This window comes from Pseudoalteromonas sp. c7(2019) (genome assembly GCF_011378625.1).
In the GTDB taxonomy this organism is placed as follows: domain Bacteria; phylum Pseudomonadota; class Gammaproteobacteria; order Enterobacterales; family Alteromonadaceae; genus Pseudoalteromonas; species Pseudoalteromonas arctica.
This window is the reverse complement of sequence record NZ_WTKS01000001.1, coordinates 21,695-33,534: the sequence shown is the minus strand read 5'-3', so window position 1 is coordinate 33,534 and position 11,840 is coordinate 21,695. Positions and strand designations below refer to the sequence as shown.

Here is an 11,840-nt window from a genome sequence, read left to right as displayed (position 1 = left end):
CTTTGATTTTATAAATACTTACTGAATAACGCATTTTACAGTGGCGTTATTCAGTAAAGTTAATATTAGTGCTTGCGCCCTACACCATTTCGTACCATGTCTTGCCCTGTTTGGAATACGTCTTCTGTAATCATGCGTGCTAAAAGTAGCTTTTGATTATCGTCAAACACAGCAACAAAACGGCTGCCATCTTTGTTATTAGTAGCCATACCAACACCGGCAACACCTTTAAGTCCAAAACCACCGTTTTCGACATCTATTAAAAAGCTTTCTAGTTCGGCTAAAGTATCAATTACGTCATTTTCATTATTCATTTTAAAACTCTTTTAGTAAGGCCTTGGCTAGGCTTTTAAATCATTATGGTGGCTATTTTATAGAGAAGAGCCAAAAACTTAAACCCTTGGCTCAGGTTAGTAACTAAATCGACTTTATAGCTAACTCTAAATTGCTTAGCGCACAACCAAACTCTTTTGCATTAACGCGATGATACTGTGTGTCACTCGTTGCTGTAAGGCTAATTATAAACTCATCTTGTTGAGCTACCGCACTTTGCTCTTGGCTTAGGCACATAGCTTGAGTAAGTGATCGCAGTTTTGAATTTGTTAAAATTGAGCCAAAACGCTGCACTGGCAGTGGAGGTATTTTTATAGCGGGTAACGCCTCATCTATTGTGCGCTTGCTTAGAGTAAACGTGTTATTGGTAATTTCAATTACACTGCTTGTAGGCCAATACGAGTAGCTATAGCTCTTACTCTCAGGTTGTGCTTTACCTTGGTTAGCTAAATGCACTACACCACTTTTGCCTATTACGGTTATTAAACTACCTTCTGGCGATTTAATAACAACCAAAGCCGTATTTTCATCAATACCAAAACCATGTTGAATCTCTGTTTTAGTATTTTTTACTTCGTTTTTATTTAACGCCGCTGCGAGCCTAAATGTACGGTTTTGTTCGCTAAACTGAGTATCTAGTACACCAAAATTAAAGCTGCCAAGTCCACCAGCATTAGTGTTATTTTCATTTTTGCGAAGTGCCTCAAGGCTTGTCGTATTTGTAAGCATGCCCGTCACTTTACTTTGGATTGCTGCGCCCGCGCCTTCACCTACAATTACTGGGCGAGTTTGCAATGCTTGCGTCCACGGGTATGGGTTATTGTTTTGATCAAATAATACCTTGTGAGTTAATGCTGCATTACCGCTATTAAACATCACACCGGTACTATTTTTAATAAGTGATACAAGTGCATTAGTGCCACTTTTGCATAAAGCGTATTCGGCCTTTGTGTACTCTGGATAAATTGCTTCCCGGTTATACACATTCATTAATGTATTTCTGAGAGCGGGTAATTCATCGCACGAGTTACTCGTAATCGCTTTAGCAAGTGCTGGCGTTAGTGCTAACCATTGAGTGTTTATATTTGATTGTGCTAAAAGACTCTGCGCTACATCTGCCGACTCATAAGGGTCGCGGCTCGATGCCGTAATAGCAAGCATGGTGGGTTTTGCGTTATTAACTTTTAAACTGCCCGACACAAATTGTAAAATACTATTAGTCGCGACCTCAATATTAAAATCGGTATTTACTTGCTCTTTTAAGCGCTCAGCGTTTTTATCAAGTAGCGGCACTTCTAGCATATCAAATACAAAGTTGTATTCTTGCTGAGTCAGGCTTTCTAATTGCTGGTTATTTATATCGCGCCATAGCCATAATAAATCTGTTTTAGATACGCTATTTGACGATTTACCTAGCAAGGCTTTAAGTGTTTTTAATACAGCCGTTTTTGCCTCAACGTTATTATTAGGCCAGTGCTGCGTGATGTTTTTTATTTGAGCGTTGCTAACAGCATATAAATTATGTGACTTACCATCAATAGCAGTCTCTTTTTGGCAATTGTTAAGCTTTGCGCTAGTACAGGTAGTAAGCTCTGACCCCACTAAAATTAAAGTTTGGTTTTGCTCTTGAGCCACTGCATTTATTGAATATCCAACACCAAACAATGCCACTAACATACCTAGTAACTTTGGCTGTTGATCACGTAAAAATGCACATATCATAATGTAAACTCTAATATAAATTATAAAACTAATATGTTGTAGTTTAACAGCTAGCCACTTGAGCCTAAATATATTTTTATAAATGTTAAATAATTCAAGCCCCTGAAAAGCGATAGCGTTAAGCACTTCATTTAAATAAATTGTTTAGCTTACATACTTGCCCTTGTAAATATTAACTAAACAAATTTAAACAGAGCATTTATTGATCAAATTCATTGTTTAAATTACGGTGGTGCATTGTTTTATGTAACTAGGGTGAAATATGGACTTTTCTAATGAAGAGGTAAATTTTTTAGCTGAGTTATTCAAACCAAATACAAAACAACGTTCCCCTCGCGATCATATGCTTACAATGAAAAGCTCTATACCCGCGAGTATTGCTCACCTTTTTACCCACGCTAATCTAACTTTGCTTGCTGAAGTTGCTAATTACCAACTTTGGTTTCCCTTGCAATTAAAAATTGATGAGTTAGGTGTAATTAACCCCACTTTGAGCGCACCAGAAGTAATTGATACAAAGGGCACTCAACGTAGTTGGCGCTGGAGTGAGCTAAATATTAAAAGCCAAGGTTTTAACATTGAATCGATTTCCAGTACTGGAATATTTTTAAAACCATTAAAAAGTGGAGAGAGCTTAAAAAAATTACAGCACATGAGCTTTACCTTACCCAACAAAGAAAGCATATCGATAGATGTAGAACCCGTTAGGCAAAGTAGCCTAGGGATTGCAGCAAAAATCACTCAGATTCATAGCGGACAAGAGCAATTACGTGCCTATCTGTTTGAAGAACATAAACGCCAATATGCTAAGCTGTACGAAGATGGACAACTAATTGAACAGTTAATTTAGTCCCTTTTAAACACTCACAAGCACTTCACTTGGCTTTATTTAACCCCCTCTCAATGTTAATCTGTCCCCCTATTAATAAATCATAAGGATATGACAATGCCAGGTGCTTTTGCGCACATCACAGCCGTTAATATTGCAACGCAAACCAAATCACTCGCTAAAATGGATATGCCTAAAAAAGCAAAGCTTATTTTAAGCCAACGCCAAGCATACCTTGAACTAGGCTGTGTAGCCCCCGATTATCCTTACTTAGCTGTAGTGCAGCCTAGCCAAAATGCGTGGGCCGACCTAATGCACTATGAGCACACAGGCGATTTACTTAAAGCCATGATTGAATACTGCAAAACACTTGAAAGTGAAGCATTTGAAAAGTGTTTTGCTTGGTTATGCGGTTATATGGCCCATGTTGCTGCGGATATAACAGTGCATCCGGTTGTTGAATTAAAAGTAGGCCCGTATGAGCAAAATCAAACGGCGCACCGTACCTGCGAAATGAACCAAGATGCATTTATTTGGCAGCGTTTAAATTTAGGTGAGTTAGGTTATGCTGACCGCGTGCAACAAAATATTGGATCTTGTACGAATGAAGACGATAATTTTGATACCGATATTGCAAAAATTTGGCAACATGCTTTATTAACGGTTCACCCAAGCTACGCTGCACAACACGCTCCTAACTTTAATTCATGGCATAACGGTTTTCAGCTTGTAGTAAATAATGTTGAAGAAAGCTATCGATTATTTGCCTGTGCACGCCATGTTGCTGCTGATTTAGGCTTGTTTTATCCTCGCCCAAACGAAGTAGATTCCACTTTTATTGAACAACTAAAAACGCCGCACGAGCCTATGCATTACAACGATATTTTTGACTTTGCCGTTAGCAATATTCAGCACTACATAACCGTTATTGCCAATGCCGTATTTTTAGATACTGATTACAGTGCAATTAAAAATTGGAACCTAGATACAGGCTACGATGAACACAACACGATGACGGTATGGAGCAAATAAAATGAAACACTTACTTTGTATAAGCCTCATAGTATTACTTAGCGGTTGCTACACTTCAAAAAATAACAATCCAGAAGCGATGGCCGACTTAGCCTCACAATTAAAAGATATTGCTACAGCCGTTGATGGCACATTAAAATTTAGTGAAACACCCTATTCAACAACTGATGAGTTATTAAAAGCTGCTGTTAATAACGATTTAAGAAAACTTGCACCCTTTGGGGAATACACGCTTATCGTGAACGTACAAGATGATAACGCAGTGCTACTCTTATGTGATGCCAATACTGCTTTAATTGAAGATGCAGGCTGTACTGCTCAATCAGATATACAGCATTGGGGAGCTGAGGCTATTCATCATTGTGAAATAACCATAAACGCCCAACAGCTCTGTAATTAGGTAATAAAACCCAGCTAGTTTTATAGAACATACATACCTTAGGTGTATATGTTCTATATAGTGCCCACTAAATACATTTAAAGTTGAGCCGTCATCTCTTTAGGGTTAAACACTAAGCCATGGCGACTAACATGTTCTGCAAAATTTTCGGCTGGCATTGGTTTCGCAAAGTAAAAGCCCTGAAATTCTTTACACCCCATTTGCGTCATTATTGCTACTTGCTCTTGGGTTTCTACTCCTTCGGCTACACACTTAATATCAAGCTCTTCACACATAACGTGCACCGCTTTAACTAAACTTTTTTGACGCGTGGAGCTCGTTACTTGGCTTATTAATGAGCGATCTAACTTGAGCTTGTTAATAGGGTAATCGGCAAGGCGTGCAATATTAGAATAACCGACCCCAAAATCATCGACCGAAATAGTAAAACCCCACGATTGCAGCGTTTGCATAAGCTTTAGCGAATGCGCTTGGTTTGCCTCAAGAGAGGTTTCAGTCAGTTCTAACTCAATTTGAGGTGGCTTTACGTTAAAGTCGGCAAGGTATTTAACCAGTTTTGACATAAAATCGGTTTGGCTAAAATCAATTAGAGATATATTTATTGCCACCGGCACACTCGGTAAACCCGCCTTGGTCCAATCGGCAATTTGAGCGCACACCTTTTGAATAATCAGGTCGGTTAGCCGACTAACCATTCTGTATTCTTCGGCAATAGGAATAAATACCACTGGCGACACATTACCCAGTATTGGACTGTTCCAACGCGCTAAGGCTTCAAGCCCTATACATTGACCCGTTGCATCTACTTTAGGTTGATAGTGCACCGACAAATCGCCCTGCTGAAGCGCTTCATCTAATAACATTGAAATTTCGTATTTTTCGATAAAAGCTTGTGATTGTTTTTCGTTATAACCACTAAGGGCCATATTACAATTTGCTAGTTTAAGTGCTTCGCATGCATTGCTAAGTACTGTTGCGCTGTTTTTTCCATGATCAGGATACTTTGCAAAACCAAATAAAAATGATTGCTGACACTTAGTGCCAAATACATTATATGTTTTATCTAATGTATTTTTTATTTGCATTAATAGCTTATCTTCTAGCTCGTTTTGCGAGTTTGCGCCAATTATAAAAGCAAGCTTTCCTACTCCTATATGAGCACACAACAGCGGCCCATCTGGCATCGCTTTTAAACGCTTGTACGCGTTAATAAGTAATGCTTGAGAGTCGGCTTTAGTGAGCTTCAAATTTAAGTATTCACTATTTGCACTTTGCGCAACAACGATATAAAAACCTTTTTGGTATTTGCTTGTTAATCTGTCGCATTGCAGCTCAAACCATTCTCTATTAGGTAGTTTTGTTTGCGAGTCTCTAAAGCGTAAACGTTTATTTTCTTGTTCCATCATCGATAAATTTTGTTTAATGAGCTGCTCTTGCGTGCAATCGTAAAAGTCATATACACGGTAGTTTGTACTCATTGTTATTTGCTGATAACTGGCTTTAAAATAACTTTTTTTGTACTTCACAATTTTATTTTGAGCATTAGAGTCGTCAAAAACTAAGGCCGGAAATAAATGAGAAAGATTAACGCTTCCTTCTTTTAATTCTTTTTTTATACCAAACATATCAATAGCATGTTGATTAAAATCAGTAATGACAAGATTTTCGTCAACAATAATTTTAGCTTTATTTGATTCGGTGAATAGGCTTCGATAAAGCTCATTTTTATCTTTAAGGTGTGTATTAGCGCTTATCATTGTTTTGTTTAAACGCTTAGCAGCCACAATTGTGCGCGCCACAGCAAGGGGAATACAAATGTTAAAAAATAAAAATATAAGCCCTGTAATGTATAAGTCAGCGTCGGGAAGTTGTTGAGCTATGCCGGTTAAACCCGAGACATCAACGTTATTGATGATCATATAAAACGGCGCAATATTTAATACGCCATAAGCAAGGGCTGTTCTATAACCAAGTAGCATAAGTGCGATTATCGGGCAAGAATACATATACATAGAGCCCACTTTAGCAAGCTCTAGGTCTGTTAAAAATAAGTTCATTGACACGCTAGCAGCTACAATGGCTATTAAAAGTGCATGAGCGCTAAAGTGATAAAAACGCTTACTTGCTATAAGTAAACCACATGCAGTAGCAAGAAAGCTGCTTGTTAATACAACAATATAAATTAAGTTAAATTCAATAGCGCTTGTGTACGTGTGGCACGCCACAGCAAAACATAACACCATTACTAATGATAGAATAATGCGCAGTGCACTTATTCGCCAATTAGCAACCTGACCAGGGGCTGAATAATGGTCATTTAATAAAAAGAATCTATTGAAAAAATGCATAATAAACAACAGTTAAAGCTCATTCTTCTATTAGACATTGATAGCTTGTTAAAATCAATCTAATGAATGTAATTTCTATTTACATAGTTCTATAAAATAGACAAGTGTAAACCTACCTGTTAGCCGTTAAACAATCATTTTTCGTGTGTTTTTACAGTTATCTTCTTTAAGAGCGAAACCACTGCACCCTAAAAATTCACCGTGCTTAGATTTGCGTTTACGCATTTCGCGACCACACTTTTCACAAATTGGGTGCTGCGTTTTACACTCTGTATTCACACATTGTGAGTACGTGTTTTTATCAATCGATGGGCCACTACAGCTTTTACACACTCGTAATTTAGTTTCGCAAATTTGCGTATTAGTACAACTATAATAATCACCATATTGACCCGTTTTTGGCACTATTAAACCGTCGCTGCACGTACTACACTCTCTTTGCTTTAGTTGCGACTTATTAAACAACGTTGAAGCGATTTGAATGGGATAATTGTCATTTACTAATTCTTTTACAAACGCTGAGCATGCATAAGGGTCTGCAATTAAATACGCTTTATGTTTAGCGCGAGTAATACCTACATAAAGCAAACGCCTTTCCTCTGAGTGAGTGAATTCATCTTGCTCTGGTAATAACGCCTCCACCAGCACATTATTTTGATTATCGCTAGGAAACCCTAATTTACCTTGTTCAAAACCAATAATAATACAGTAATCGGCTTCAAGCCCTTTGGCACTATGCAATGTCCAAAAATAAAGAGAGTTTGTATGCTTTTTATCTTTTAAATGCTGCTGCACGCTATTTAACATGTATCTATATCGACTAAGTATGGCAATGCTCGCTGATGCATCATTTTTTTGAATAGTGCTTATGCTCTGTTGTACTTTCATTTCTATCGATTTAGTACCTTGGTATAAATCGTCTAATAAAATAACTTGTGGTGTGGTTACTTGTGTATGTGTGCTGATCTGCTTTTTATATTGCTCAGGGTTTTGCATTACAAAACGCCCTGCTACATCACTAATACTATTGTTATATCTAAATGTTTTTTGCAACATAGTAAGTGAGTGGCTGCCCACTAATTCATTAAAGCGTGTAGTAAGCGCTAAATTACCACCCGAGAACCGATAAATTGCTTGCCAGTCATCACCAACCGCAGTAAAGCGTATTCCGTTACCATGTTTTAATATGGCATTTATGAAAGCCATACGCGCGCTTGATATATCTTGAAACTCATCAACTAAAATGTGGCTCCACACAATATTAAAATCTCCGCTTACTATCGCCTTTGTTGCTTGAATAATCATGTCGTCAAAATCAATGGCACTTTGCGCGTTTAGTTCATTTATATAAGCATCATGAATTTGCACTAACAAGTTTGCATATTGCTGGTAATTTTTAATACCACTTTGCTTGATGCGCTGCGCTATTTGCTTATTACTTAGTTGCTCCACTCGAATAGCTTGTAAACATTTTATGTACTTATCAATGCCTTGCTGTAACTGCCCTGAGTTATTTAAAGTATGAAATATTTCGTCGTTACTTAAAGGTGTTAATTCAACATTATGCTGCTTTAATTGCTTTGCGAGGGCTTGCTCTAGCTTTCCTTCTACCCAGTTGTAATGAAAGGTTTCGAGTAAGGTGGTGCGATTTTGTTTATGCAGTTTGCGCTTAAATGCAATTTGCTCGTTATAGTGTTTTTTATCTATATCGGCACGTGTATTCCCTTGCCTATCTATGCCAAAGTGCTCTAAGTAAATATCATATTGAGGTATATAAAAGTCTGGTTGGTATTGCCCACTTAGCTCTGCGCCTTGGCTAAAGTGATAATTCACCTCATAACTATGCGGTACGCAATTCAAATGCAGCCAGTTTGAAATAAGCACTTCCTGATAACTTTTTACTTTATGACCCGCAAGGCTACGGTATTCGTTATCGCGTACGTACCGCTCGTACTGTGCATTATCTTTAAAGCTAAATATATCAATCGGCTCATGGAGTAAATCTACAAATGCTTTTAAAAACTGTGGCTCGGTTTGTATTTTTTTACTTACCCACCCAGTTAACCAACTATTTAATTGAACCGGGTCAGTTGCAAATTTTGACAACTCGATTGGCTTTTTGGCACTTTGTAATAATTTAAGCCCAAGCGCATGAAATGTTAAAATAGTGGGTGCTTTGGTATGCAATTTTGCATGCGTGGCGCGTTTAATAAAGCGCTCTTTAATCTCATTTGCTGCTGTTTTATTATAGGCCAGCACCAAAATTTGCTCAGGCTTGGCAATATTGCATGCTATTAAATCTAAAGACTTTGCTACCATCACAGATGTTTTACCTGTGCCTGCTGCCGCTAATACTAAATTTTTATCGTTATCGCGTATTACCGCTAAGCGCTGCTCTGTTGTTAATGGATTTGACTCTACTTGATTAAAAAAGTCATTTTTAAGAGTTAGTTGTTTTTTTTCATATTTATGGCGCAACTGTGCAATTGCATCGTGAGTATTGGGTGTGGTGCTTAGTATATTTAAAAATTTAATACTACTTGGCGATAAGTGTTGTTGCCACACACTTGTACTTTTAGCGTACTGCTTGGTAAGCAAAAACACATCATTATTAAGTGTTTTTATGGAACTATCACGTAAAAACTCATCTAAAGCATAGCGCTTAAGCGAAATCTTTGCGTTATTTACCTTTTGCTCAAGCAGGGTTGAAAACCGCGTGTTAAGGGCCGTATTTAAAGCGTTCGCTTGTAATTTGTTTAAAAAGCTAATTGATGTATTGCTACTGTCGCACAAATTAATTTTGGCGCTAAATAAACGGTTTTTAAGTATTGAGTAATTATAAAAGTCTTTAATTAAAAATGTCCGTGCGGGAGCACCTCTAAAATGCACAACAAGGCGCTCTTGTTCAATAGCTACGTGTTTAATACGGGTAAAAAAACGGCCTAGCCAACTTGGAGTAGCAATATACTGCGCCATAATACTCAATATGAAGATATGCTTTACCTGATTGTAACATACTCTTTTGTAATACATTTAGCGCTAATTCGCTGCTTACTTAGTAAACAATTTAATTGGTAAGTTAGTTTTAAAACTTAGTGTTTAATGATTTATTTACAACCGTTAACAAATTTAAACATTTATGGATAGCGTGTTGTGTAACAATGCACACATACAAACTTATACTTCATATAATTGTTAGGTATATCCCCTATTAAACAATTATTTACAGCCTAATTTAGTGGTTTAAAGGAGCTAACATGCTTAAAAAATGCATTACCACAACGGCTTTAATTTTAGCACTATGCGCTTGCACGTCAGAAACAGAGTCGGATTTAGTAAAAACAAAAGGTATTTGGGCAGGTTTTGAACTGGTTTCTGACGGTAACCGCACGCGTGTTAACGCCGAACTAAATGCAGGCGACGCTAATGGCTCTAACATTGTTTTAAGCGATAGCGACTCATTACAAGCTGTTGTTAATAGCACCGCTATTGTACTTACAAAAGATACCGACTTTTTAGACGTTGATTACCAAGCATATATAAATGCCACTGACGACAACCAACAGTTTGATATAAAATTTAAACGAGACGATGGCATAAATGCTAATTCGAGCGTTGAGTTGCCTTTAAATTTTATTATTTTAACCCCAAGTAACGATCAAAATTTTGATATTAATAGTCCCCTTACAGTCCAGTTAGATGGCACTGATCCTAATAGTACTAGCCAAGTAGAACTGAGCAGTAGCTGTACTAACAATAATAATGAAACACTTTTACAATCAACACTTTTTGCGCTTAACACTTCTTACCTTGAAATAGATTTGCAAAGTTTGCAAATGTTTAGCAGCTCGCAAGTAGATCAAAGTAAAACGTGTGATTTAACGATTAGTGTAAAACGCGATCGATTCGGTAGTATTTCGGGTGAATACGCAAACCAAAGTTATATTAAATCCCAGCAATCGCGCGCTATAAAAAATATGACATTAACGTTTTAATTTGCACGCTAATTTACTCAGCGTTAAGCTACACCTTTATTAAATAACTCTACCAATTGTAATTGCCCTCCTTATTTATAGGGGAGTTAATAAAAATTGATATAAAGGTTTATTATGACTAACAGCACATACCCCATTGGCACACCTGGCAAAAAATGGAATAACAACGATAAAGCCCTGTGGTTAGCACGCCAAAACATTAAACGCAGTTACCAAAACGAAGTCGTAACGCTAATTAATGACCTTAAAAACACCTTGGATATAGAGCAATACGGCGAGCTTAATTACGCCGCTGGCACTTACCCATTATATATATTAAAAACGCCTAACTTTAATACTAATAAACCAACTGTTTTAATCACCGGTGGTGTGCATGGCTACGAGACCAGTGGCGTACATGGCGCACTTAGGTTTGCTAAAACATCGGCTATGCAACACTCAGAGCAGTTTAATATTATTGTTGCGCCCTGCATTAGCCCTTGGGGGTATGAAACAATAAACCGTTGGAACCCAGATGCTATTGATCCTAACCGCTCATTTTATGAGGGCAGCCCAGCTCAAGAGTCAGCAGCTATTATGACGTTTGTAAAATCATTAGGTACTGACTTAATCGCTCATATTGATTTACACGAAACAACAGATAGCGATAACAGTGAATTTAGACCCGCACTCGCTGCGCGTGAAGGCACTACAAATACTAACTGGAACATACCTGACGGGTTTTATTTAGTTGCAGATACCAAAAAGCCTGATCCGGAGTTTCAAAAGACCATTATAGAAAGCGTTGCAAAGGTAACCCATATTGCACCGAGCGATGAAAATAACCAACTAATCGGCGTACCTCAAGAGCAATTTGGTGTAATTAACTATGCAGCTCGAGAGCTAGGTTTATGTATGGGCTTTACTGATGCACCCTATGTAACCACTACCGAAGTATACCCAGATAGCCCAACTGCCACCGATGAAGAATGTATTTTGGCGCAAGTAGCCGTTATAACGAGCGCGCTAAATTACATTACAACCTCTACAAAAGATTAACCACTATTAAAGAGCGGGTACTCATTAAATTAAGTACCCGCCCGACAAAGAAACAATCTGATAACAAAAAACAACCCAAAAGAACTGGTTTTATTGAATTTAAAGGTATAAGGTTAGCCTTCCCTCAAATTCAAGGAGTATAC

At 37.6% G+C, this 11,840-nt stretch carries 9 protein-coding genes; 5 read left to right on the top strand and 4 right to left on the bottom strand.

The window, feature by feature from the left end; all coding sequences use genetic code 11:
* Positions 1-65: 65 nt before the first annotated feature.
* Both GQR38_RS00135 and GQR38_RS00130 read right to left on the bottom strand, forming a co-directional pair.
* Positions 66-314, bottom strand: coding sequence for a hypothetical protein (locus GQR38_RS00135; RefSeq protein WP_007580368.1), 249 nt, complete (start codon positions 312-314; stop codon positions 66-68).
* Between the two features lie 103 nt (positions 315-417).
* A complete protein-coding gene (locus tag GQR38_RS00130; protein WP_165722338.1) occupies positions 418-2,055 on the bottom strand; it encodes a cyanophycinase in 1,638 nt (545 codons plus the stop codon).
* A 262-nt stretch (positions 2,056-2,317) separates the two neighbouring features.
* On the opposite strand from GQR38_RS00130, the gene GQR38_RS00125 reads away from it, so the two are divergent.
* The 3 genes from GQR38_RS00125 (at position 2,318) to GQR38_RS00115 (ending at position 4,316) form a co-directional block, all read left to right on the top strand.
* The gene (locus tag GQR38_RS00125; RefSeq protein WP_165722340.1) at positions 2,318-2,905 is read left to right on the top strand and encodes a hypothetical protein; all 588 of its coding nucleotides are present in this window, start codon (positions 2,318-2,320) and stop codon (positions 2,903-2,905) included.
* Between the two features lie 96 nt (positions 2,906-3,001).
* Positions 3,002-3,916, top strand: a complete 915-nt coding sequence (locus GQR38_RS00120) for a zinc dependent phospholipase C family protein (protein ID WP_165722342.1) — start codon at positions 3,002-3,004, stop codon at positions 3,914-3,916.
* 1 nt (position 3,917) lies between these two features.
* Positions 3,918-4,316 carry a hypothetical protein gene (locus GQR38_RS00115; RefSeq protein WP_165722344.1) on the top strand — a complete coding sequence of 133 codons (399 nt, stop codon included), beginning with the start codon at positions 3,918-3,920 and terminating at the stop codon, positions 4,314-4,316.
* Between the two features lie 77 nt (positions 4,317-4,393).
* Here GQR38_RS00115 and GQR38_RS20370 read toward each other — a convergent pair whose 3' ends face one another.
* Both GQR38_RS20370 and GQR38_RS00105 read right to left on the bottom strand, forming a co-directional pair.
* The gene (locus GQR38_RS20370) at positions 4,394-6,664 is read right to left on the bottom strand and encodes an EAL domain-containing protein (protein WP_197183805.1); all 2,271 of its coding nucleotides are present in this window, start codon (positions 6,662-6,664) and stop codon (positions 4,394-4,396) included.
* Between the two features lie 126 nt (positions 6,665-6,790).
* Positions 6,791-9,640: a UvrD-helicase domain-containing protein gene (locus tag GQR38_RS00105; protein ID WP_165722345.1), complete on the bottom strand. Its 2,850-nt coding sequence runs from the start codon at positions 9,638-9,640 to the stop codon at positions 6,791-6,793.
* Between the two features lie 281 nt (positions 9,641-9,921).
* Here GQR38_RS00105 and GQR38_RS00100 point away from each other — a divergent pair, with 281 nt between their 5' ends.
* A complete protein-coding gene (locus GQR38_RS00100) occupies positions 9,922-10,659 on the top strand; it encodes a hypothetical protein (protein ID WP_165722347.1) in 738 nt (245 codons plus the stop codon).
* A gap of 114 nt (positions 10,660-10,773) precedes the next feature.
* On the top strand, positions 10,774-11,697 hold the full coding sequence (locus GQR38_RS00095; RefSeq protein ID WP_165722349.1) for a M14 family metallocarboxypeptidase: 924 nt from the start codon (positions 10,774-10,776) through the stop codon (positions 11,695-11,697).
* Positions 11,698-11,840: the final 143 nt, after the last annotated feature.

Coding starts and splice junctions, on each gene's coding strand:
- GQR38_RS00135 (WP_007580368.1), bottom strand. CDS start 314: ATGAATAATGAAAATGACGTAATTGATACTTTAGCCGAACTAGAAAGC.
- GQR38_RS00130 (WP_165722338.1), bottom strand. CDS start 2,055: ATGATATGTGCATTTTTACGTGATCAACAGCCAAAGTTACTAGGTATG.
- GQR38_RS00125 (WP_165722340.1), top strand. CDS start 2,318: ATGGACTTTTCTAATGAAGAGGTAAATTTTTTAGCTGAGTTATTCAAA.
- GQR38_RS00120 (WP_165722342.1), top strand. CDS start 3,002: ATGCCAGGTGCTTTTGCGCACATCACAGCCGTTAATATTGCAACGCAA.
- GQR38_RS00115 (WP_165722344.1), top strand. CDS start 3,918: ATGAAACACTTACTTTGTATAAGCCTCATAGTATTACTTAGCGGTTGC.
- GQR38_RS20370 (WP_197183805.1), bottom strand. CDS start 6,664: ATGCATTTTTTCAATAGATTCTTTTTATTAAATGACCATTATTCAGCC.
- GQR38_RS00105 (WP_165722345.1), bottom strand. CDS start 9,640: ATGGCGCAGTATATTGCTACTCCAAGTTGGCTAGGCCGTTTTTTTACC.
- GQR38_RS00100 (WP_165722347.1), top strand. CDS start 9,922: ATGCTTAAAAAATGCATTACCACAACGGCTTTAATTTTAGCACTATGC.
- GQR38_RS00095 (WP_165722349.1), top strand. CDS start 10,774: ATGACTAACAGCACATACCCCATTGGCACACCTGGCAAAAAATGGAAT.